Annotated in this window: 15 protein-coding genes; 3 read left to right on the top strand and 12 right to left on the bottom strand. The window is 63.0% G+C overall.

Features of this window, described 5'->3' with window-relative positions; all coding sequences use genetic code 11:
* The first annotated feature begins 88 nt into the window (after positions 1-88).
* Positions 89-499, top strand: coding sequence for a hypothetical protein (locus tag ACEVBK_RS07385; RefSeq protein WP_375057963.1), 411 nt, complete (start codon positions 89-91; stop codon positions 497-499).
* Here ACEVBK_RS07385 and ACEVBK_RS07380 read toward each other — a convergent pair.
* From ACEVBK_RS07380 to ACEVBK_RS07350, 7 genes are all read right to left on the bottom strand, one after another.
* On the bottom strand, positions 484-1500 hold the full coding sequence (locus ACEVBK_RS07380) for a substrate-binding domain-containing protein (protein ID WP_375057962.1): 1017 nt from the start codon (positions 1498-1500) through the stop codon (positions 484-486). The genes ACEVBK_RS07385 and ACEVBK_RS07380 overlap by 16 nt on opposite strands.
* 106 nt (positions 1501-1606) lie before the next feature.
* A complete protein-coding gene (locus tag ACEVBK_RS07375; RefSeq protein ID WP_375057961.1) occupies positions 1607-2884 on the bottom strand; it encodes an NAD(P)/FAD-dependent oxidoreductase in 1278 nt (425 codons plus the stop codon).
* A gap of 4 nt (positions 2885-2888) precedes the next feature.
* On the bottom strand, positions 2889-3047 hold the full coding sequence (locus ACEVBK_RS07370) for a hypothetical protein (RefSeq protein WP_375057960.1): 159 nt from the start codon (positions 3045-3047) through the stop codon (positions 2889-2891).
* Positions 3048-3143: 96 nt separating this feature from the next.
* On the bottom strand, positions 3144-4103 hold the full coding sequence (locus ACEVBK_RS07365) for an ornithine cyclodeaminase family protein (RefSeq protein ID WP_375057959.1): 960 nt from the start codon (positions 4101-4103) through the stop codon (positions 3144-3146).
* A 314-nt stretch (positions 4104-4417) separates the two neighbouring features.
* On the bottom strand, positions 4418-5956 hold the full coding sequence (gene nhaC, locus ACEVBK_RS07360) for a Na+/H+ antiporter NhaC (protein WP_375057958.1): 1539 nt from the start codon (positions 5954-5956) through the stop codon (positions 4418-4420).
* Between the two features lie 534 nt (positions 5957-6490).
* On the bottom strand, positions 6491-10108 hold the full coding sequence (putA, locus tag ACEVBK_RS07355) for a bifunctional proline dehydrogenase/L-glutamate gamma-semialdehyde dehydrogenase PutA (protein WP_375057957.1): 3618 nt from the start codon (positions 10106-10108) through the stop codon (positions 6491-6493).
* A gap of 292 nt (positions 10109-10400) precedes the next feature.
* Positions 10401-15212: an NAD-glutamate dehydrogenase gene (locus tag ACEVBK_RS07350; RefSeq protein WP_375057956.1), complete on the bottom strand. Its 4812-nt coding sequence runs from the start codon at positions 15210-15212 to the stop codon at positions 10401-10403.
* 360 nt (positions 15213-15572) lie between these two features.
* On the opposite strand from ACEVBK_RS07350, the gene ACEVBK_RS07345 reads away from it, so the two are divergent.
* Together ACEVBK_RS07345 and ACEVBK_RS07340 are read left to right on the top strand one after the other, a co-directional pair.
* Positions 15573-16025: an Lrp/AsnC family transcriptional regulator gene (locus ACEVBK_RS07345; protein WP_375057955.1), complete on the top strand. Its 453-nt coding sequence runs from the start codon at positions 15573-15575 to the stop codon at positions 16023-16025.
* A gap of 169 nt (positions 16026-16194) precedes the next feature.
* Complete coding sequence (locus tag ACEVBK_RS07340) at positions 16195-17016, top strand: AraC family transcriptional regulator (RefSeq protein WP_375057954.1); 822 nt, start codon at positions 16195-16197, stop codon at positions 17014-17016.
* Here ACEVBK_RS07340 and ACEVBK_RS07335 read toward each other — a convergent pair.
* From ACEVBK_RS07335 to ACEVBK_RS07315, 5 genes are all read right to left on the bottom strand, one after another.
* Complete coding sequence (locus ACEVBK_RS07335; protein ID WP_375057953.1) at positions 16983-18392, bottom strand: glycoside hydrolase family 32 protein; 1410 nt, start codon at positions 18390-18392, stop codon at positions 16983-16985. The genes ACEVBK_RS07340 and ACEVBK_RS07335 overlap by 34 nt on opposite strands.
* Positions 18393-18541: 149 nt before the next feature.
* Positions 18542-19906 (bottom strand): sucrose-specific PTS transporter subunit IIBC, encoded by a 1365-nt coding sequence (locus ACEVBK_RS07330; protein ID WP_375057952.1) that lies wholly within the window; start codon positions 19904-19906, stop codon positions 18542-18544.
* Between the two features lie 58 nt (positions 19907-19964).
* Entirely contained in the window at positions 19965-21086 is a 1122-nt protein-coding gene (locus tag ACEVBK_RS07325) for a carbohydrate porin (protein ID WP_375057951.1), read from the bottom strand.
* Between the two features lie 27 nt (positions 21087-21113).
* On the bottom strand, positions 21114-22052 hold the full coding sequence (locus ACEVBK_RS07320) for an aminoimidazole riboside kinase (RefSeq protein WP_375057950.1): 939 nt from the start codon (positions 22050-22052) through the stop codon (positions 21114-21116).
* Positions 22053-22398: 346 nt separating this feature from the next.
* A complete protein-coding gene (locus ACEVBK_RS07315; RefSeq protein WP_375057949.1) occupies positions 22399-24216 on the bottom strand; it encodes a Wzy polymerase domain-containing protein in 1818 nt (605 codons plus the stop codon).
* Positions 24217-24281: the final 65 nt, after the last annotated feature.

Raw genomic sequence — 24281 nt, 5'->3', positions numbered from 1 at the left:
GCCACTGTCACAGCCCGCCAAAAACGGATTCAGATAATACCGTTATCGTATAAACTGGAGCCGCGTTTAACCACACAGAGGTAACTGTATGACGGGGCTCAAACAAAAGTCGCTGGCGCTGGCCCTGGCCGGGGTGCTCACCACCCAGCTGGCCGCCTGCGGCACCATCTTCTATCCCGAACGCAAGGGCCAGATCAGCGGCCGCATCGATCCGGTGGTGGCCATCGCCAACGGCATCGGCCTGCTGTTCTTTATCGTGCCCGGAGTGGTGGCCTTCGCGGTCGACTTCTCCAACGGTACCATCTACCTGCCGGGCGGCAAGGCCGAACTGCAGCAGCAGATCACGCCGGACAGCCTGAACGAGCAGCTCTACGCCGCCACCGGCACCCGTATCGACTGGCAGCAGGACGAGGTGTTGGTCGAGCCACTGGACTCCGTCAGCGAAGCCCAACTGCTGGTCGCCTCCCTGTCCCGCTCCGGTAGTTACGCCTCGCGCTGAGCGCGGCTGCGCCAATGGACCCTGGTCGGCACCACATGGGCGGCCTTGACCAGGGTTTCCCCCTGCAGCAGCAAACTGCACAGCTCGAAGGCCGCCCCGGCCAGGGCGTCGCAGTCCTGGGCCACCGCATCCACCGCGATCGGCAGGCAGTCGAGCAGTTCGTGATCGTCGAAGGTACCGAGCCGGATGGGCTCGGCCAGCAAATGGTGCTCGTTCAGGTAACGCAGCACCCCTTCCAGCAGGGTAAAGGAAGCGGTAAAGAGGGCTCCGGGCAGCCGGCCCAGCTCCAGGTGCAGCTGCTCCATCATGCGGTAACCCGACACCGAGCGATAGTCCGCCGTCCAGACCCATTCCGGCCTGGCTTCTATCCCGGCCCGCTGCAGCCCCAGTTCATAGCCCGCCAGGCGGTGGCGGCTGGGCGACAGCGCCAGTTGCCCGCCCAGAAAATACACCGCTTCCTGCCCCCGGGCCATGAACTGCACCAGTTCCGCCGTGGCCCGGCAGGCATCGGAAATCACCAGCGGCAGAGTCGACTGGCCGATATGGCGGTCGAGCTGGATCACCGGCAATCGCTCGGTCAACTGGCGGTAGGGGCTGTCGTCGGTGGCGCTGGAGGCCACGATCAGGGCATCCACCTGGCGCTGGATCAGCCCCGCCACCACCTGCTGCTCCAGCTCAGGATCGTCGTCGGAACTGGCGATCAGCAACTGCAGCCCGGCTTCCCGGCAGCGGGATTCCAGGGCCTTGGCGATGCTGGCGAAGCCGAAGTTGGTGAGATCGGGGATCACCAGCCCCAGGGTATGGCTGCGACGGGAGCCCAGGGCGCGGGCATGGAGGTTGGGCTGGTACTGGTAGCGCTTGGCCACCGCCATTACCCGTTCGCGGGTTTCATCGGCAATGCGGTACTGGCCGGCCTTGCCGTTCATTACCAGGCTGGCGGTGGCCTTGGACACCCCGGCCAGTTCCGCCAGCCGCGCTATGGTCAGTTTTTTTTTATCCACGTGTCTAGCATCTTGTTGGCAGATATTCCCATTCTACCCGTCCTGAGATCGACCGCCAGCGCCGTGAGCCTCCCTTGGTTTTCTTATGGCACCGATATTACCCTCATTACTTGGTGTCCGTGCCAAAGCGGCCGAGCCGATAAGGCGTAATATCCAAGGGGGGCGCCTTTCCTTGCTGCAGCAATGACAAGATCACTTCCGCCGTGATGGCCGCCTGGGTCAATCCCAGGTGCGAGTGCCCGAACGCCAGCAGCAGCGAGGGGTATTGCTCGTGGCGCCCGATGACCGGCAGCGAGTCCGGCAAGGTGGGCCTGAATCCCATCCACTCCTGCTGTGGCCAGCCCTGCCCGGCCAACACGGGGAGCAGCGCGCAGCTGTGGCGGCGCAGGGTCTCGATGCGCTTGTGCTTGAACGGCACATCCAGCCCGCCCCATTCGCTGAAGCCGACGGTCCGGATGCCGTCCGCCAGGGGCGTCATCACCATATGTCGCTCGGCCGAGCCGATGGGGCGGGACAACGGCGGTCGCGGGCACTTCCAGGTGATGTGATATCCCCGCTCGGCCTCCAGCGGCACCGTCATTCCAAGGCCGGACAGCAGCTTGGCGCTCCAGACACCGGCACAGAGTACCGCCCTGGCAAAGACGGCACACCCGGCCTCGGTGACCAGTTCCACCCGATCGGCGGCCGGCACCAGGGCCGACACCCTGGTGGAGCTATAGTGGCCGCCCAGTTCGATAAAGCTGCGATACAGCGACTGGGACAGCCGGTAAGGCTCGTTCATCTGACAGGCATCCGGGTAGAAAATGGCATGGGCCACCCGCCCCGCCAGGGCGGGCTCCAGCTCGGCCGTCGCGCCACCGTCAATCAACTCGGCCTTGATATTCCAGTCCTGCAGATAGGCCGCATGCCGCTCCGCCGCCACATGGCCCCTCGCCTGTTGCCACAACTGGAGGTACCCCGAGGCAATGAGATGGTGTTCAAGGCCATGCCGGGACAGCAACCGGCGCCACGCCGGCAGGGCCCGCCGGTTCAGCTCATACAGAGCCTGCCGCCCCCGCGCCGACCTGGCGTGGCTCCCCTCCCGGGCGAACCGCAGCAACCAGGGCAAGGCTTTATGGAAATACGCCAGGGGGGTGGCGACGGGACCATGGGGATCCAGCCATAACCCGGGCGCCTGCTTCAGTGTCTCCGGGGTTGCCAGCGGGCTTATCAGCTCCGTGGCCAGATAACTGGCGTTACCGGAGGAGGTCTGGCTGCCGGGCGGGTGCGGATCAAACAGGGTCACCCGGTACCCTGCCCGCTGCAGTGTCAGGGCATTGCACAACCCGATGACACCGGCACCGATCACCGCCACCTCGGGCAACATCAACGCTTGCTCTTTCATTCCGTTACTCCGGACTCACCCGTTTTGAAAACCACCCCATCTGGACATAAACAATACCGATCAGCGGCGACAACCAGCAGGCAAAGGCCAGGGGCGCATAGAGCAGCGCAGGTACCGGTGATACCTTGAAGAAAGCCAGGGCCATCAGCACCACGAGGGGCAATGGGCAGGCTCGGTAAACTGATTGACGTGGTGTTGTTCGTTACTGTGGTATCCATGTCTGTCTTTCCTCCATGACACGATAAAAACCGGCTCCGCCTTAACGGTTCTGGCTGCGTTGGTACGCGAGAATGGCGGCCGCCAGATCCTCCAGGGAGGCGCCGACCGACTTGAACAGGGTAATGGCACTGTCAGGATCGGGCAGCGCCGAACGGCCGGCGTGTTTTCCGCCGCACAATTCGGACAGCTCGGCCAGGACATGGTCTGGCGTTATCACCCCCTGACGGATGGGGATCAGCAACTCTCCCGTCTCGCTCAGGGCACCGGCACGGGTATCCACGAAGATGTGGCTGCGCCGCAGGGCTTCGTCGTCGGCCTCGCGCATGGTGGGGGTGAAACTGCCGATCAGGTCCAGGTGGCAGCCGGGGCTCAGCCATTCCCCCTTGAGGATGGGCGTCTCGGCCATGGTGGCGCAGCTGACGATATCCATCTGCGGCACCAGCTCCGGCAACTCCTGCTCCGTGGCCACCTGGATATCGAGCCCCTGCTCACCGAGCTCTTCGACCAGTTCGGCCGCCGCGGCCGGGTTGCGCGCCCAGACCCAGATCTTGTCGATGGGACGCACCGCCATGTGCGCCGGGATCAGGCGACGGGCCATGCGGCCGGCGCCCATGACCAGCAGCCTGGAGGCATCGCTCCTGGCGAGGTAACGGGCCGCCAGCGCCGACACCGCCGCGGTACGCCGGGCGGTCAGTTCGTTGCCTTCCAGTTGCACCAGCGGGCGCCCGGTCCGGCCGCAGTTAAGCAGATAATGGCTGTTCAGCCCGGGCAGGTTCAGCGCGCTGTTGCCGGGGAACACATTCACCTGCTTGATGCCGAGGAACTCCCCTTCAATCCAGGCGGGCATCAGCAGCAGGGTCGCCTGGGGCGCATCGGGCACCGGAATAAAGTGATGGTGCCGAACCGGAGACTGCACCTCTTGGGTAAAGATATCGGCAAGCTGATCGATCAGCGCGTCCCACGGCAGGGCATCGATGACTTGTTGGGCATTCAGTTGCATTTTTCACCTCGAAACAACGGGAACTGTTCAGCCAGACTACGCCAGGCCGACCCGCAACACTTGGCCGCAACTATGAGGTTCTTGTTCCAGGCTACGCACTTGTCGTGGCATCACCACCCCCATGCCACCCGTTCCTTAAAACAGGATAAGAGCACGCAGCGGGGGAGCCTTCGGGAATGGCGGGCAGAGAAGGGATTCGAACAGGGTCTGGAAAGAGGCGGAGCTCGGCCTTGCCGAGCCCGGCTGCTCGCCGACAGGGTCGACGAGCAGACGTTTATGGAGTGGTACTTTCTTTTACGGTCAGCCTTTAACGGTCAGCGCCCTTTCGCCGAGGCGACAGCGGCGGCGCTGGGCTCCAGGACGTCATCCCGACTCCGCTCACCGACGTCGCTGACAAGCTCGCCCTTCTCCTGCCACTCACGACGCTCGGACTCACTGGCACGCGGCGAGAACAGGCCGAAATACGCATAGGCGATGCCCAGTATCGGCGCTATCCAGCAGGCGAAGGCCAGGGGGATATAGAGCAGGTTTTCGATATTGCCCTCGGCGATGCCCAGCCCCAGGGCACTGATAACGAAGGCCCCGCCGGCGTTCCAGGGTACCAGCGGTGATATCAGGGTACCGCCTTCTTCGATGGCGCGGGACAGGTTCAGCGGTGAATAGCCCATGCCCCGATACACCGGTGCGTACATGCGGCCCGGCAGGGCGATGGACAGGTAGGGGTCGCCGGCCACCAGGTTGGTGGCGACCGAAGTGGCGGCCGCTGCCGTCTGCACGCCGGCAAAGCTGCGTACCTTGCGAATGATCACCTTGATGATGGCTTCCAGGCAGCGGGTTTTCTCCAGGGCGCCACCGAAGCCCAGCGCGATCAGCACCAGGGAGATGGTCCACATCATCGACTGGATGCCGCCCCGGTTGAGCAGGCTGTCTATCTCGCCGACGCCGGTGCTGATCGAATAGCCGCTGTTGCCGTAGGTGAACAGGTCATGCAAGCCAACACCCTGCACCAGCATGGCCGCCACCGCACCGGCCAGCACGCCGGCGAACAGGGACGGGATCGGGGGCATGCGCTTGACCGCCAGCACAATGACCAGCAGCGCGGGCAGCAACAGCCAGGCCGAAATCGTGAAATTTTCCTGCAAGGAAGCGGTGATCGCGTTGATCCTGTCGAAGGAGGCATCGTCCGAACCGATCAGGGAAAAACCGGCGAAGAGGTAGATGACAAAGGCGATCAGCATGGCCGGGATCGTGGTCGGCATCATGTTCTTGATATGAGAGAACAGGTCGGTGCCGGTCACCGCCGGTGCCAGGTTGGTGGTGTCGGACAGCGGCGAGATCTTGTCACCGAAGAAGGCCCCGGACACCACGGCGCCCGCGGTCCAGTACATCGGAATGTCGAAGCCGGCCCCGATGCCCATCAGCGCCAGCCCCACGGTACCGACGGTGCCCCAGGAGGTACCCAATGCGAGCGAGACAACGGAGCAGAGCAGCATGGCCGCCGCCAGGAAAAGCTGTGGCGTCAGCAGGGTCAGGCCGTAATAGATCAGGGTGGGGACGGTACCGCTGGCAATCCATACCCCGATTATCATGCCGACACAGATCAGCACGGAGACGGAAGGCAGGGATACATGGATGACGTGGAAGATCCCCTCTTCTATCTGCCGCCACCTCAAACCGAGCCTTATCCCGACGAGAGCGGTAATCGCCAATCCGATGGCCAGCGGGATATGGGGCGTGAAGTCGCCGAAATAGAACAGCTGAATTCCCAGCACCAGCAATGTCAGAACGATGGGGGTGAGCGCCAATGGCAAACTCGGCAAGCGACAATCTTTTGATTTATATGAATCTTTCATATTCATTCTCCCTGTGGATTACCCACTTCGATGGTCAAGAACGGTTCCCGGCCGGGTTGCCGTCCCACAGTCAGCCAAAACGGCTGCCGACCTGTGGAGTCGACGACTGCCCCACTACCAGAAAACCTTCACAGGCACTGAGTGCCCCGGGAATCCAGTGCTGGATCCACTTACCAGGCGACGCGGCTGACATCCTCCCTAGCCGACGCTACCTGATCCTGAATAGCCGTTGCTTCCGCCACTGGCGGACGGAGGCCTATCCGGATTCGCATTAAATGAGGTACGACGCCGCTCAGTTCAACGAGCGAACGAAACAAGCCTCCTCATCATCCCGGTCGTGCTGGAGTTCCGAGCTGTCAGCGTCACGTTTTGCGACCTGCTTTTCCGGACCGGACGCGAGGCGGTAACAACCGGAGGGTTGCGCATCCGCGAGGGATCTGGTTAACGTCTCCATGACTCTCTCCTTACTCGATGACATGAAAAGAATGACGGCCGCCGGTGTCTCTTGGGACGAAGCGGCGGCCGCCGCTTCCTTTACTCCGACGCCGCGATCAGGCTGGCGTTGCCGCCGGCCGCCGTGGTATCGACGCAGAGGTGGCGCTCGATCACGAAGCGCTCGGGCACGTCCTGCTCGGTGACGAGCGGCAGCAGGGCACCGTCGCGGTGCGACAGGGCCACCCGATACTGGCGCAGGGTGGCCGTGCCGGCGTGGCTGGCCACCGCCTCGAAGCCGGTGACGGTTTCGAGGGCGACGGGCTGCAACAGGCCGTCCAGGCCGATGGCCGGAATGCCTGCCGCCTCGGCACCCGCCAGGGCCTGCCCCATACCGGGTGCCACCACCACCACGGCGTTACCCTGGGACAGGGCGGTACCCGCCTGCTTCAGGGCCGAGTCCCGATCCGGCCCCAGGCAGAGCACGGTGCCACGGGCACAACAGCGCAGCCGGTTGAGCTCGCCGGTGGGGCCCGGCATCTCTTCCGGGGTCGCATCCAGCGCCGCGGGCACGGTGCCGAAGATCGGCACAAGGCGCTCGGCCCGGTTCCGGGCCACAGACCAAGCCCGTCCGTCCAGGCGGTCGATGGCGCTCTGCAGCTGTGCCGCCGTCACCGATGCCGGCGCCGTTCCCTCGATGCCCGCCATGGTTCCGGACGCCATAAAGCGGCGCACGTACTGGGGGCCACCGGCCTTGGGACCGGTACCCGAGAGCCCTTCGCCGCCGAAGGGCTGGGAGCCGACGATGGCGCCGATCTGGTTGCGGTTGACGTAGATATTGCCGACCTTGACCCGGTTGACGATGCGTTCTACCCGCTTGTCGACCCGGGTATGCAGGCCGAAGGTCAGGCCGAAGCCCTGGGCGTTGATTTGATCAACCACCCGGTCGAGTTCATCCGCCTCGAAAGTGGCCACATGCAGCACCGGCCCGAAGATCTCCTCTTCCAGTTCGTGGATGCCTTCGAGCTTGATCACGGTCGGCGCCACGAAGAGCCCCTCGGCGGGCACCGGCAGTTGCTTGAGCACCCGTCCCATGCGCGCGAATTTTTCGCAGTGCGCTTCTATGCCCCGCTTGGCGTTCTGATCGATCACCGGGCCCACGTCGGTGTCGAGCTGCCAGGGGTTGCCCAGGCGCAGCTCGTCCATGGCCCCGAACAGCATCTCCAGCAGGTGATCGGCGATGTCCTTCTGCACATAGAGCATGCGCAGGGCGGAGCAGCGCTGGCCGGCGCTCTGGAAGGAGGAGGCTAGCACGTCGCGCACTACCTGCTCCGGCAGCGCGGTGGAATCCACTATCATGGCGTTCAGGCCGCCGGTTTCGGCCACCAGCGGCGCCTGTGGCGCCATGGACTCGGCCATCACCTTGTTGATGTGCTGGGCGGTGGCGGTGGAGCCGGTAAAGCAGACGCCATCGATGCGCGGATCCGAGGTCAGGGCCGCCCCCACGGTGCTGCCGCTGCCGGGCAGCAGCTGGATGGCCTCGCAGGGAATACCGGCTTCATGCATCAGCTCGACGGCCCGGGTGGCGATCAGCGCGGTCTGTCCGGCGGGCTTGGCGATGACGGCGTTGCCCGCCGCCAGCCCCGCCAGTACCTGGCCGGCGAAGATGGCCAGCGGGAAGTTCCAGGGGGAGATACAGCTGATCACTCCACGGCCGTTACCGAACGCCTGGTTGCGCTCGGCTTCGTTCGGATAGTAACGGGCGAAGTCGACGGCTTCGCGGATTTCGGCAATCGCATCCGGCAGGCTCTTGCCCGCTTCCCGGGTCGCCAGGGCGAACAGCTCGGGGGCATGCGCTTCGAACAGATCGGCCACCCGGCGGATGCGCGCGCTGCGCTCCGCCACCGGCAGCGCGGACCAGATCTCGAAGCCGGCGCGGGCGGCGGCGATGGCGGTTTCGATATCCTCTGCCGAGGCCTGGGTCACATGGCCCACCAGATCCGACGGTACCGCCGGGTTGCGCACTTCCTCGACCCGGGTGCTCTGCACCGGGCCGGCGATGACGGGCCCGCCGCTCCACTGATGGCTCCGGAAAGGCGCGCGGGCGGCTTCTATTTCCGCCACTTCCACCGGGTCGGTGAAATCCCAGCCCCGTGAGTTGCGGCGTTTGGCGCCATACAGATCGGCAGGGCGGGCAATGATCTTGCTCGACAACGCATCGCCCATGGCCTCGACCGCATCAAAGGGATCCCGGGCGATGTCTTCGGGCTGGATGCGGGTGTCGACAATCTGGTTGACGAAGGAACTGTTGGCGCCATTCTCGAGCAGGCGGCGTACCAGGTAAGCCAGCAGATCCTGGTGGGCGCCCACCGGTGCATAGATGCGACAGCGGGTGCCCTGTTTGGTGAGCACGGCGTCGTGCAGCGATTCGCCCATGCCGTGCAGGCGCTGGAATTCGAAGCAGTCCTGCCCCTGGGCCAGCTCGAGGATGGCCGACACCGAATGGGCATTGTGGGTGGCGAACTGGGGATAGATGCGATCGGTCATCCCCAGCAGTTTCTTGGCACAGGCGATGTAGGACAGATCGCTGTTGACCTTGCGGGTGAATACCGGGAAATCCGGCAACCCCATGACCTGGGCGCGCTTGATCTCCGCATCCCAGTAGGCGCCTTTCACCAGCCGCACCATGATGCGTCGATCAAGCCTTGTGGACAGGGCGTACAGCCAGTCGAGCACGTGGGCGGCCCGCTTGCCAAACGCCTGCACCACGATACCGAAGCCGTCCCAGCCCGCCAGGGCGGGATCGGACAGCACGGCTTCGATGACGTCCAGGGACAAGTCCAGGCGATCCGCTTCTTCCGCGTCGATATTGAAGCCCATGTTGGCGGCCTTGGCCTGCTTGGCCAGGTCCAGGGCCCGGGGCACCAGTTCGTTCATCACCCGAGCTTTCTGGCCGAACTCGTAACGGGCATGCAGCGCCGACAGTTTGACCGAAATACCCGGGTTCTTGCGGATTTCCTGGTGCACACAGTGTGGTGCCAGGGACTTGATGGCATCGGAGTAGGCCCGGTGATAGCGCAGCGCGTCGGCGTCGGTGCGGGCGGCCTCGCCCAGCATGTCATAGGAGTAGGTGTAGCCGCGGGCCTCGTAGCTTTTCGCACGCTTAACCGCTTCCTCGATGTTGCGGCCCAGCACGAACTGGCGCCCCATCTCCTTCATCGCCTGACCGACGGCGGTGCGCACCACCGGCTCGCCCAGGCGCTTGACCATGCCGCGCAGGGTGTTCGACAACCCCTGCCGGTCGACCGGCGACAGCAGCTTGCCGGTGACCAGCAGCGCCCAGGTGGAGCTGTTGATCAGCGACGAGTTGGAGCGCCCACGGTGCTCGCCCCAGTTGCCGGATGAAATCTTGTCTTCGATCAGCTCGTCGATGGTGCTCTTGTCCGGCACCCGCAGCAGCGCCTCGGCCAGGCACATCAGGGCCACGCCTTCCTTGGTAGTCAGGCCGTACTGGGCCAGGAATTTTTCCATCATGGTCGGGGTGGAGTTGGCGCGCACGTTACGCACCAGTTCGACCGCCCGTGACGAGATGCGGGCGCGAACGTCGGCGGACACCTGGGCATTGGCCGCCAGGGCCTTGACCACCGCGGCCTCGTCCGCCAGGTAATGACCACGAATCTTCTCCCGGCAAGCCGCCATCGACAGTGCTTGTTCTTTCATCCAACCTTCTCCCTCGGTATGTACGTACAATCTCGTTCCCACCATTCTACTCAAAGAAAGAAAGTCACATTTCCCATATGACAGGAGTATTTCCTTTTTTTAAACTTTTTACTGATACCAATTACTTCAATTTTCCTAACAAAAGCGCAGTAAAAAGGAAAATTACCTAACCCCCCTGTTACCTTCCCGCCGTAGTCCGTTACCGGCGACACGGCACACAAACAAAAAGACCCCGTCGCGGTCATGCAGACGGGGTCGGTAACAGGGCTTGGGAAAATGCCGGTCGGCTCGGCTACGCCAGTTCGAGCAGAACGCTCAGGGCGACGGAGAACACCGCACAATCGATCACTTTCGCCCGCTGTATTTCCGAGAGGGTTTGCTGCCAGCGTTCCAGCAGGGGTTGCTGTCGCAGGAACCAGCGCTCCAGCAAGGCCGGCACATCTGCCGCATCCTGATCGTCCCTTTCCAGGTCGAAGACCCGTCGGGTCAGGGCCTGCAGCTGATGATCAAGCTCATTACGGTAACTGCTGGCCGCCAGCGCCTGCCAGTGGTTGGTGGCGGGAAAAGCGAGTATCTGCCGATCGAGCCAGATCAGGTTGAGCCGCTCTCCCAGGGCAAAATAAACCGATGCCACCTCGACGATGCCCACCTCCCGCTGGCGGGCGATCTCGATGATATCCAGCAACCAGTACTGGCTTTCGGCCGATGCGCAGTACGCCGCCAACTGCTCAGGCACCGCCTGCTCACGATACCGCTCGAACTTCTCCTGCCAACGATCCGCCGGCACAATCAGGCTCAGCCGCTCGGTACCGGACACCGCATCGGCCAGGGCATCCCGATAAGCCTCTATGCATGCCGGCAGATCCAGGTCATGGCGCCGATGGCGCAATACCCAGTAGCTGCCACGCTTAACCAGTCGCAGCAAGTCCCTCATCATGCCTACCTGGGTAGCGACCGGCACCTGACCATCCAGCGCCTCGACGGCGTCCCAGTGCCCTGCAATCTGAAACACCTCTCGCACAATCAGGTAAGCGGCCGCAATCTGGGCGAAATCGGCCCCGGTCGCGCTGCGTACACTGTGGGCAAAGGTGATCCCCATGCGGTTGACCAGATCATTGGCGATCTGGGTCGCGGTGATTTCACGGCGCAAGCGGTGGTTGCGCAGGGCATCCGGAAAGTCATCCCTGAGACGCTGGGGAAAGGCGGTATACAGCTCCTGCGAGAACCAGGCGTCGTCCGTCAGCCAGGAGTCGACCAGCGCCTGCTTGAGCTCGATCTTGGCGTAGGAAATCAGCACCGACAGCTCGGGCCGGGTCAGGCCCGCTCCCTTCTCCTTGCGCAGCAGAAGATCCTCGTCGGTGGGCAAGAACTCCAGCGTGCGATCCAGCTTGCCGGCACTTTCCAGGCTGCGCATCAAGCGGATATGTTCATCGGCCGACTCGGCGGCGAAGGCATCGGCGATATTCAATGCCTGGGCCTGCCGGTAGTTGTTTTTCAGCACCAGCCGGGCAACATCGTCCGTCATCTCACGCAGCAGCTGGTTGCGCTGCTTCAGGGTCATGTCCCCCTGCTGCACCAGCTCGTTCAGCAGGATCTTGATGTTCACCTCGTGATCGGAGCAGTCCACACCGCCGGCGTTATCGATAAAGTCGGTGTTGGCCGCGCCGCCGTTGAGGGCAAATTCGATCCGTCCACGCTGGGTAGCGCCCAGGTTACCCCCCTCTCCCAGCACCTTGCACCGCAGATCCCGGCCATCGACCCGCAACCCGTCGTTGGCCTTGTCCCCCACCACTTCATGGCTTTCCACCGCCGCCTTGACGTAGGTGCCGATACCGCCATTCCAGATCATGTCGACGGGCGCCTTCAACAAGGCGGTGATCAGTTCGTTGGGTGTCAGGCGGTCCGCCTCGATCGCGAAGGCAGACCGCATTTGCGGACTGATCTCGATCCATTTGGCACTGCGTGAAAAAACGCCGCCACCCTCGCTGACAAGCGAGGTCTCGTAGTCGGCCCAGGAGGAACGGGGCAAGTCGAACAAACGCTGTCTTTCCGCGAACGCGCGCCCGGCATCGGGCGTCGGATCGACAAAAATATGCAGATGGTTGAACGCCGCCACCAGCGCGATGGCGTCGGACAGCAACATGCCGTTGCCGAAGACATCTCCGCCCATGTCCCCGATGCCGATCACCGAGAACCGCTCGCTCTGGGTGTCGAGGCCCCGCTCGCGGAAGTGGCGCTTGACCGATTCCCAGGCACCCCGGGCGGTAATCCCCATTTTCTTGTGATCGTAACCCTCGCTGCCACCCGATGCGAAGGCATCGCCCAGCCAGAAGCCGTATTCGGCGGAGAGTTCATTGGCGATATCGGAGAAGGTGGCCGTCCCCTTATCGGCGGCGACCACCAGGTAGGGATCGTCACCGTCGTGCCGCACCACCCCGGCGGGGGGGTGGATCTCACCGCCCACCAGGTTGTCGGCCAGATCCAGCAGCCCGCGGATATAGGTGCGGTAACAGGCTTCTCCCGCCGCCTGAATCGCTTCCCGCCCGCCCGATGTCGGCGGCTGTTTCACGATAAAGCAGCCTTTGGCCCCCACCGGCACTATGACCGAGTTCTTGACCTGCTGCGCCTTGACCAGCCCCAGCACCTCGGTCCGGTAGTCTTCCATCCGGTCGGACCAGCGGATCCCTCCCCTGGCGACCTTGCCCGAACGCAGGTGCACCCCTTCCATCCGCGGCGAATAGACGAACACCTCGAACATGGGTTTGGGCAGCGGCATATCCGGGATCGCCTGGGAGTCGAGCTTGAAGGAGAAGTACTCCTTTGGTTCCCCGTCGGCCCGGCGCTGGTAGTAGTTGGTACGGATGGTGGCCCGGATCAGCAGCAGGAAGCGCCGTAAAATACGATCATCGTCCAGGCTGTCCACCCGGTCCAGCGCCTCCTGGATCTGCTGTTCGATACGCTCCGCCGCGAGCTGGCGGTGATCGTCCGCCGTCTCTCCCGGTTCGAAACGGGTCCGGAACAGCGCCACCAGCAAACGGGTCACGACCAGGTTGCGCGCCAGGGTGTCGGCAAGAAAGGGCTGGCTGAAGCCGAAGCGGATCTGCTTGCTGTAGCGGCCATAGGCACGCAGCAACGCCACCTCACGCCAGCCCAGCCCGGCCCCCATGATCAGTTGATTGAACGAATCGCTTTCCGCCTTGCCGGCCCAGATCTGGCCGAAGGCCTCCTGGATCAGGGGTTTGACCCTCTGCAGCTCCGACTCGATATCCGGCGTATTGCAACTGACCGTAAAGTCACTGATCCAGTACTGCTGATCGTCGCGCCGCCGCACCACATAGGGATGCTCCGCCAGGACCCGCATCCCTAAGTTTTCCAGCAACGGGATCACGTCGGACAACACCACATGGGTATCGTGGCTGTACAGCTTGAACTTCAGCCCCTGCGCCGCCGGGTCGATGGATTGATAGAAACGCAGTGCAATATCGCGCCCTTCCGCCAATTGCTGGATATGCTGAATGTCACACACCCCGTTCGCGGAAGAGAAGTGCTCCCGGTAGGCAGAGGGAAAGGCCCCGCGGAACAGGTTGGCGAAACGATTGCCCTTTTCCTCACCGAAGGCGTCGACGAGGTTGGACTTCAGATCGCCATCCCAGGAACGGGAAGCCGCCATCACCCGGGCTTCAATTGCAGCCAGGTCGGGGGCATGCTGCTCATCCGAGTGCACGTACACCACGAAGTGGGTACGAAACAGCACGGAGTCCGACAAGGCGGCAAACATCTCGACATCGACGGCGCCCAGGCCGTCGGCCAGAATCCCCTGCACTTTCTCGCGCAGGGCGGTGTTGTACAGATCCCGCGGCACATAATAGAGGCAGGAATAGTAACGTCCGTTCCTGTCCGCCCGGATAAACAGCGACGCCTTGCGGCGCTCCTGCAGACTGAAGATCCCCATCGCCAGCGACTGCAACTCATCGGTACTGGCCAGCAGCAGCTCATCGCGTGGCATGTCTTTAAGGATCTGGCCCACCTGCCTGAAACTGTGCCCGCCGGGCTCGAAGCCCGAACCTTCCAGTACCGCTGCTATCTTGTGCCGGATCAACGGGATCCGGTCGGGCGCATGGCTATAGACCGACGCGGTATAGAGCCCGACGAAGCGATGTTCACCGGATACCTTGCCGTCATCATCCAGGCGTTTGATGACAATCACATCCCGGTACCCGGGACGGTGCACCCTGGACCGGTGGTTGTCCTTGGCAAAATCGATCAGCTCGGGCAAGGCGGCGCCGGGCGTCCCTTCTTGCCGGCTGCGGGATGAACTCACAGAACGCAATACCCCGAGGGAACAGGCTGCAGAAGCCTGCTCCTGGTCGGCATCAAGGTTCCAGGCCTCGTAGCCGAGAAAGATGAAGTGATCGTCCAGCAGCCAGTCCAGGAACCGACTGACCTCCTGCCGATGTTCCGCCTCGCCCTGCCCTGCGCCATGATTGAGCTCTTGCCGGACCAGCCCAACCCGCTCGCGCATCTCGATGTGATCGCCGACGGCCATTCTGACCTCGGTCAGCACCTCCATTAGTGCACGCTGGATCGACCGAAGCCGGTCGGGGTCGGTGTGGCGGTCCACCTCAAGGTGGATCACCGACTCAGCATGCACATCATCTTCACCGCCAGCCGCGTCTTTCAACTCCAGCAACCGTCCTTCCTCGTCGCGCCGGACGTTGATCACACAGTTGTTGATCGAATGAATCGCCAATTCCTGCCGGTTCAGTTCCATGCGCACCGAGTCCACCAGAAAAGGCATGTCCAGGCCGTGCACCCGGACTACCGTATGGCCGGAGTGCCAGCCATGCTGTTCGAAGTCCGGATTAAAGACGTCGACCCTGCCGCCGGCGCCGTCGAGGAGCTGGATGGTGTTCCAGTACGACAGGACGGTGGCGTAAAGATGGTCGATGCTGGCAGCACTCAGCTCCTGGGGGGCGGAAACGCTGTAGAACTGCCGTGAAAAGTGGATCAGGGATGATGCCTGGTGAGAGCCCAACCTGGTACGAAAGGCCTCCGCCAGTTGGTCGAGTACTGTTTGCTTGGATGGAGCTCGAGTATCGAGCATGAGGAAATACCTCCGAACAGGGTCAGTTGTTTTCTCCAAGAGGCGAGCTTGCTCGCCATGACGAACCGTTTTCAGACTAGCCAAACATCCGGTGAATGCGCGCGGCAGGCTGAAACGGCGATGATCATGTCCGTGTCCGAGTCCACGACAGCCCTTTGACCCTGCGGTCGCAAATGGAACTCAGAAATGCGTCTTCCAGTTGGTGAGCCAGGCAACGCCCGATATCACCCTAACCGTTGAAACACGCTACCATTGTACTGAAGAACCAATAGTCGATTTTACCAATAAAGAAACATGTGTAGACTTATAGAACATTTTTAACTAACAAAATGGACATCAGTACTGAAAATGGCGGTAACAATGGGAAGTTTGGACAGGGCGGATTTGCAGATAATCAAGGAACTCCAGGAAAATTCCCGGATAACACTCACCGAGCTGGCTTCCCGGGTCGGCCTGTCGAAAACACCCTGCCAGTTGCGGATGCGTCGACTCGAGGAGCAGGGTTACATCACCGGCTATACGGCGCTGGTCGATCATAACAAGCTCGGCCTCAGTCATATCGCCTTCGTCCAGGTCACCCTCAACGACACCAGCAGCAAGGCCCTCACCGCCTTCAACAAGGCCGTGCTCAAAATAGGGGAAGTCGAACAGTGCCATATGATCGCCGGCGGCTTCGACTACCTGCTGAAAATACGTACCAGGGACATGGTGGCTTACCGTATGGTGCTGGGGGAAAAGATCTCCACCCTGCCCCACGTGCTGCAGACCAGCACCTTCGTGGTGATGGAAAACGTGCGGGATGTCGGCCTGTAGGCAGCGAGTTATCGGGAGCCGGGGAGCAGCGCCGGAGAAATATTGCTCATTCCCGATTCACAGCAAATATCACCAGGGTTAGTATCAGGACAGATGGAACCACGGATTCCTGGCGGGGTTGTATCTGGAACGGCGCCCGAATGGCAACCGGCGAAGGATGGGGTACCCCTTGCTACCGAGCGGAGAAGAAGGAACAGTGATCGCCACCCAGACTCGTAAGAATATCATCGCCACCCGCTCGGGGGAGCACCTGCACGCCTATCCACAGATCCTGATCGGGCTGGCGGGCACCACCCGTTGCGAGTTTGATCGCTATACCGCGGACGTGAACCGCGGCCATATCCTGATGGTACCCGACAGCATCCGCCATGGTTATACCGGCCTCGAACACGCCACCGAGTTGCTGGCGCTGGATCTGAACCCGCAAGAAGAGCTGGTGCAATCCCTGGAGACGGTGTGCCGGATGTCATTCCGTGACACCCTGTTCAGTTCGCCCCAGTCGATAACATTGACCGACGACACCCTGCCCCTGCTCGATTTTGCCCGGCGCCAGTTAGAGACGAATACCCCCGCCCCCCTGGCGGTCAACCACCAGCTGGTGACACTCTTCCTGACCCTGATCAGCCAGCAATATGCCGGCGATCACCGACCCGAGGCGCCCCAGGGATTGAGTGTCGAGGTACTGAACGAGGTCATCGACCGCAGGCCTTCCGAACCGCCGAGCAACCAGGAGCTGGCCCGGGCCCTGTACGTCAGCGAGAGCCACCTCTATTACCTGTGCCGCAAGCAGTTCGGACTGACGCCACAGCAATACGCCTGTTCCCGCCGCCTGAAAAAAGCCCGCCATTGCCTGCAACACAGCAGGATGACGATCACCCAGATTGCCCAGGAGTACGGCTTCTCGGATGCGGCCGCCTTCTCCCGGGCTTACAAGCGTCTTTTTGGTTATTCACCCCGTCACGAGCGCAGCACCGGCTCCAGCGGCCAGTAACGGAAGCGGACTTCCCCCGCCCCGCCCCAGCGGATCTCGGGATTGGCCCCCGGGAAATAACGGGCCGACATCGCCGCTTCCCCGTCGTTGATAAAGAGCTCGATGCTGGAACTGTCGAGCAGCAGCCTCAGTTCCGTGACCGGTCCGCGCCAGCAGCGGCTTTCCCATTCGCCGCTGCGCCAGTTCAGGCGCCTGAGCTCGAGGCCGCCGGCGTTCAACTCCAGCACCGCAGCCTGCCCCAGGTAGAGCCGTACCTCGCCGCTGATGCCAAACAGCAGCTCGGCCCGCCCCCCCTGCAGCCGGGGCGCCTGCACCGCCAGCCCCTGCCAGTCCAGCGCCTCGCCACGCAGGGCGGCCAGCTCCGGCACCGGATGCTGGTACAGCTTGCCCTCGCGAAAGTGAAGCACCCGCGGGCAGCTGAGCTGGTTCATCCAGCCATGATCCCCGGTGGGCTGGGCCGCCTCGTTGTCGTCGGGCAGGCCGAGCCAGCCGATCAGCAGGCGCCGGCCCTGGTCGTCCAGGGTGGTTTGCGGGGCATAGAATTCGAAGCCCAGATCCAGCTCATGGAAATCGCCGTGGGCCAGGCGCCCGCTGTGCCAGTCCAGCTCGCCGGCCAGCCAGCCGCACTGGTACAGATTCTGGTAGCGCTCGGCCTCGGCCGGCAGGCCCTGGGGGCAGCAGATCAGCACATGGCGTCCGCCGAGTTCGAACAGATCCGGGCACTCCCACATATAGCCGAAGCCACCCAGGCCCTGCTCCCGGCTGCCGGCCAATACCCCAGTTTGCTGCCAGTGGTACAGATCGGGGCTCTGATAGAGCAGCACCTTGCCTTCGCCGTCTTCGCTCTGGGCCGCCAGCACCATCCACCAGCACCCGCCGTGCCACCACACCTTGGGGTCCCGCACATGGCCGGTATAGCCCTCGGGCAGCGTCAACACTGGGCCCAGCTTCTCGAACTCGCCGAACTCCCGCTCCACCGCCAGGCACTGGAAGGCGGTGCGCCGCTCCTGGTCGTATTTGACGTTGCCGGTGTAGATCAGGGTCAGCTCGCCGTTGTTGTCCACCGCCGAGCCGGAGTAGCAGCCGTTGCGCTCGTAGTCCTCGGTAGGCGCCAGGGCCAGGCCCAGGTGCCGCCAGTGCACCAGATCGTCCGACACCAGTTGGCCCCAGGCCTTGGCGCCGTGGGCGCAGGCCAGCGGGTTCCACTGGTAGAACAGCCGGTAACGGCCGTCGAACTGGATAAAACCGTTGGGATCGTTGAGCAGGCCCACCGGGGCGGCGATATGCCAGCCGGGCCGGTGAGGATCCCCCTCGGCCCGGTTCAGCCCCCCGAGCAAGGCTTCGCTCAGCCTGTTCAGCCACTGCTGTTCGGTCATTGCCATATATCCTCTCAACGTGATGACAAACTCCATCACTAGTCGTCACCTCCGCGAAGGCGGAGGTCCATGACAGCTTGCCGTAGACTCCCGCCGTCGCGGGAGTGGCAACAGAGTAAGCCGAAAGTTTGTCAACTATCTGATTTCCATCAGTCCAGCTTGTACTTCAGCAGGGTGGAGGCGGTGAAAGCCGCGCCGAAGGCAATCATCATGCCAATCACATAGTTCAGCAGCGAGGCCGGCTGCACTATGGCCAGGCCCGGCAGGCCGGTCAGGCCCACGGCGGTCATGCCCACCTTGGAGGCCACCACATAGGCCCCACCCAGGGCGCCACCGAACAGGCCGGCCAGGAAGGGCTTGCCGTAGCGCAGGTTGACCCCGAAGATGGCCGCTTCTGTGATGCCCAACAGGCAGGAGGCACCGGCCGGCACCGTAATGGCCTTGAGCTTGGCGTCCTTGGTCTTGAAGTATACCGCCAGGCAGGCACCGCCCTGGGCCACGTTGGACATGGCCCAGATCGGCAACAGGAAGTTGACGGCGATGGCCGGATTGGTCAGCAGCCCGGTTTCGATGGCGTGGAAGCTGTGGTGGATACCGGTGATGACGATGGCCGAATAGGTGCCGCCGAACACCAGGCCCGCCAGCCAGCCGGCGTGCTCATAAAGGGTGCTCAGCATAAGCGAAATACCGTCGCCCAGGCCACGGCCGATGGGGCCCACGAACAGCAACGCCACGAAGCCCGCGATCAGCAGGGTGAGGAAAGGCGTGACAATAAGATCCAGGGCGTTGGGCACTATCCTGCGCAGGCGTTTTTCCACCTGGCTCATGACCCATACCGCCAGCAGCATGGGGAACACCGTGCCCTGGTAGCCGACCATGCCCACTTCCATGCCGAGGAAGTCCATGGTCTTGAAGCCGTCGGCCACCGTCCAGGCGTTGGTCAGGACCGGATGGGTGAGAATGCCGCCCAGGGTGGCACCCAGGTAGGGGTTGCCGCCGAATTCCCGGGCGGCGGTAAAGCCGATCAGCACCGGCAAGATGATAAAGGCGGCCGAGCTGAACATGTCGAGCATGATGAACAGGGCACTCTCGGGGGAGACCCAGCCGTAGGAGCGCACCATGCCGAGCAGGCCCATCAGCAAACCGGCGGAAACGATGGCCGGGATGATGGGTACGAAAATATTGGACAGGGTCCGGGCCAGGCGCTGGGCCGGATTGAGTTTGGCGGCGGCCGCGTCCACCAGCTCCGCCTTGCTGGTTTCACCCAGGTCGGCGGCCTTGGTGAACTCCGCGTACACCTTGTTGACCAGGCCAGTGCCGAAGATCACCTGCAGTTGGCCGGCGTTGGCGAAGCAGCCCTTCACCCCTTCCAGCTCCTGAATGGCGGCCTTGTCGACCAGGCTGTCGTCGCTCAGCACCAGCCGCAGCCGGGTGGCGCAGTGGGCGGCACTGACGAGGTTCTCCTTGCCGCCCAGCAACGGCAGCAGTCCTTTGGCAATGGCTTCAATATTCATAGCAGCAGGTTCCCATTACAAACAACAACGATGGGGACGAATGCCGTCCCCATAAAGATTAGAACACGTACTTAAAGCGCACCCGGGCCCCGTAGCGGTCGGTGGCGGTGGTGGACTCGGCCACATCGAAACCGGACCAGTAGGCGCCGAGCAGGATGTCGAAGTTGTCCAGGTCCAGCACATTGTCGAACCGGTAGGAGGTATAGACGGTATTGCTTTCCTGGGTACCTTCCAGGTATTCGTAGCCGGTGGCGGCCTCGGTTATCTTGTTGCGGCCGTAGATGTAGCCCAGGCCGAACTTGTCGAACAGCACGTTGGCGCCCAGGGTCAGGTTTTCCTCGTTCAGCGCATCCAGGTAGGCGGCGTTGAGGTTGGCCTTGATCACACCCGACTGCCAGCCGAAGGTGGTGCCGTAACCGGTACGCCGGGCCACCTTGCGGCCTTCATCGTCGATGATAGCGTCTTCCACCAGGTTGTGCTCGGCACCCAGCGCCAAGCTGAAGTCGCCGAACTGCCAGCGCAGCGCCGGCCGTACCACGATGGAGTCTTTCTCCTTGGTCAGCTCATGGCCGTGGTAGCGGCGGGCGCCATCGACCACATTGAACAGGTCGCTGCGATCGCCGAACAGGGTGGCCAGTTCCAGGTAAACATCGCCCAACTGGCGGCTGACCATCACATGGCCCGCGTCGCCGGCCCGGCCGCGGGCTTCCTTGGCCATGTACAGGTAGGCGGAGCCGTCGGTGTAGAGGCCGGAGGAAGTGTCACCGGAGTGCTCCACGAACACGTCCTGGCCCAGGGGGAAAAGATCCAGCGCCTCGAAGCGACCGATCTTCATCTCGCCCACGTCACTGCGGCCGAAGGCAAACCAGGCGTCGTCCGAGCCCACGCCGCCGTTGGTGGCCAGGGTGGGCTGAGCCTTGAACTTGGCATAGGCGCCGGAGTCGGCGACCCGCTCCCCGGAGATGTCGAGCAGCAGCCGGCCGGTCTGATCCCAGCGGTCGTTGCGCCCGTCGTTACGGTAGAGGTTGCTGTCTTCCTGCTTGTTGGCGGCGTTGACGTCGAACTCCACGTCACCACCCAGGCTCAGGCGGCCCTTGCTGCCTTCCCAGGTCACTTCGGCATTAGCGGTGGCTGCGGTCCCTGCCACCAGTAAACCCAACAATAATGCTTTCCTTGTCATTTTCTTCTCCTGCAATTAAACGAGCAATTAAACGAGAGTGAGGTTGTTGTTGATAAACGCGTTCACCGCCGCCTCATCAGGCAAAGCCGCCATCGCCCCCAGCCGTAGGCAACACTGGGCGCCACAGGCCTGAGCCTGAGTCAGCAAAGCGGAAAACTGCGTTGTATCAGGTTGGGGGTGGGTTGCCAGGCCGGCCAGCAGGCCGGCCATGAAGGCATCCCCCGCCCCCGTGGTGTCGACAGCCTCGACCGCGAAGGCGGGCTGCCACAGCCGCTCCCCCTTGAGGGAGGCCAGTACCCCTTCCGCGCCCAGGGAAATAAGCACGAAAGGCAACCGGTATTCGTTTTCCAGGGCCGTCATGGCCAGGTGCGGATCGGCGTGGCCGGTCAGCAGTTCGGCCTCTTCGCCGGACAGCTTGAGCAGATCCACTTCCGGAATGATGCGCTCCAGCGAGGCCTTGAGGCTGGCTTCGTCCGGCCAGCGGCTCAGGCGGATATTGGCATCGAAGCTGACGAAGCCGCCGGCCTGGCGGATACGGCGCACCGCCATCAGGGTCGTGCCCCGCACCGGTTCGGCGGTCAGGGCCAGGGAGCAGAGGTGCAGCCAGTCGCCGGCCTCGAAGGTGGGCAGGTCGGCCGGCGCCAGCAGTTGATCCGCCGACTGCTGCGCCAGGAAGAAGAAGCTGCGCTCACCCCGGGCATCCAGCGCCACCAGGGTGGCGCTGGTAGGCAGCCGCGAGTCCTGCCGGGCCCAGGACGTCACGACGCCTTCACGTGCCAGGGTGTCGATGATCATGTCGCCGAAGGGATCCCGGCCCAGACGGCCGACAAAGGCGGAGGATACGCCCAGCCGGCGGATACCCACGGCCACGTTGGCCGGTGCTCCGCCCACACAGGGCAGCAACTGGCCACCCTCGGCCGGCAGCAAATCCATCACAGCATCACCCAGGCAATAAATCACAGACATCGTCTTCTCCGTTCGTACTTGATGGAAGGCACCATAGCTAAACCGTTTTAGCCAAACAACAACTTCTAGCTAAAACGTTTCAGCTTTGTGATCCAGCTAAAAAATCGGCCATAAGCAGGTGCCAAACAAATCCGGGATTGGGGATTGGGGGAACCGGCGTTGACCATCAGCCGGCTAAGTCGTCAGGGAGAGGCGGCAGGGAGCGCCTCCACCGACCGTGAAATGCCAAGGATGGCATTTCACGGTCGGTGGACGGGTTTACGGCGTGTCGGAGGAGGTGGCCCTGTTGCCTGTTTTCTACGGTTACTTCAGAAAGTCCGACTGGTAGCCAATAGACAGTCCAGCTTCAGTACGCCCCGCCGATGGCCGGGCGCAGGTTGTCGTAGAGGGGAATAAAATCATTCAGTTCGGCCGGGAGCATCTCCGCACTCACCTGCTCCAGCCGCTCCCGGGCCCGCTTGATACTGGCTGCGCGCAGCAGCTGCACATTGGGGTAAAGGCGCCGGGCCTCGGCCAGCAGTTGCTCGGCCTGCTCCGGCGCCCGGGCCGCTGTCAATGCCAGGTAGGCGTTGTAGTAGATGCCCGCCCGGGGAGTGTGGGTCAGGAAACGGCGGGCCCAGCTGGCATAATCCAGCAACTGCGCCCGATCCGATGCCAGCAGCGCCTTTTTCAGCTGCCAGTGATGGCGATAGAAAGCCACCCTGTCATACCAGATCAGGGGATTGACCACCGCCTTCAGCTCGGCTTCTACCCGGCCCTCGTGCTGGGCGTAGCGGGTCAGCTGCTGGCCGGCATAGAGCCCGCTGGCCATAAACAGCATCAGGCCAATAGCCCAGGCCCGCACCGGCCATCGGCTCCAGGCCGGGGGCGCCGGCAACAGTCGCCGCTGGCCGTATTCCGCATCGATAACAAAGATCAGCACCAGCACCATAAACCAGTGCGGCAGGGAGTGATAAAAGGGAAACTCGGTCTGACTGTGGATGAAAATGGGAGTCAGGATACCGACCCAGGCCAGGGCCTGGGCGAAAGGCACCCGGTGCAGCAGCCGCAGCACCAGAACGGTGATCAGCCCCAGGCCCAACAACGGCAGCAGGCCGCCTTCGATGGCCCAGAACAGGAACTCGTTGTGGGGGTGGCCCATCTCGGTAAACAGGGCTTCCGCTCCTGGAGTCTGCTCCCGCCACAGGGCATAGGTCTGGTAGAAGGAAGACTCGAAGCTGCCGTAGCCGTAGCCGAACCAGGGGCGCTCCAGCCACATGCGCAGACCATGGGCATAGATATCGAAACGGCCGTCGGCCTGGGTGTAGATATTCAGGCTGCGCTTGCTCATTTCGAAGGCTTCCAGCCCGAACACCCCCACCAGTATACCGAGCGGGATCAGGGCCAGGCTGGCCAGCAACCGCTTGGAACGGGTCTTGATCAGAGTCTGCCACACCAGCGGCAACAGCAGCCCCAGCCCCAGCAGCAGGCCAAGCTGCCCGGCCCGGGACTGCAGCAGCACCACCTGCACCGCCCCCGCACCCAGTACGGCGGCAAACCAGGCCGATTTCAGCAGGAAGGGCCGCCAGGGCGACTTGGCCTCGTTCAGCCACAGGTACACCGCCAGCACCATGCCGGTGACCACGAAACTGGCCATCACGTTGCGGTGCTGGAAAATACCGTAGGGGGAACGCACCTCGGTGTTGTAGCCGAACCAGTTGTCCGGCTCCAGCAGGAAGAACTGCACCATGCCCAGCAGGATTTCCACGCTGACCGCCAGCAGCAGGCAATACAGCAGGTAGCGCCGGCCCCGGCCGTTGAAGCGGCACTGCTGCAGCGCCAGGTAGAACAGCAGCCCCCCGGTCAGCCCCAGCATCCGCGGCAAGGCGTGACCGGCTACCGAGTTGTTGTGCGGATAGAGAAACGGCAGCCACAGCACGGCACTGGCCGCCACCACGCCCAGCCAGAAGCGGCTGGTCAGCAGGCGCCGGCGATGCCAATGCCAGAGGCCGATGGCCGTCATCAACCCGACAAAGAGCCAGCCCGCCATGTTGAAGGGCAGCTGCAAACCGATACCGAACAGGTGGGGCAGATAGAGGTGCATGCCCAACAAGGCGTAACACGCCACGCAGACCAGCATGATCTTGGCCAGGCGTTCCTGTTGCAGCAGGGGCTGATACATCATAATAAGGCGGAAACTCGCAGGCCGGGAGCCATCAACAAGCCTCTACTTTACCAGCTAGAGGCCGG

It is taken from the genome of Zobellella sp. DQSA1 (genome assembly GCF_041950555.1).
Taxonomy (GTDB): Bacteria; Pseudomonadota; Gammaproteobacteria; order Enterobacterales; family Aeromonadaceae; genus Oceanimonas.
The sequence above is the reverse complement of the archived record's forward strand: the minus strand, read 5'-3'. Positions and strand labels throughout refer to the sequence as shown.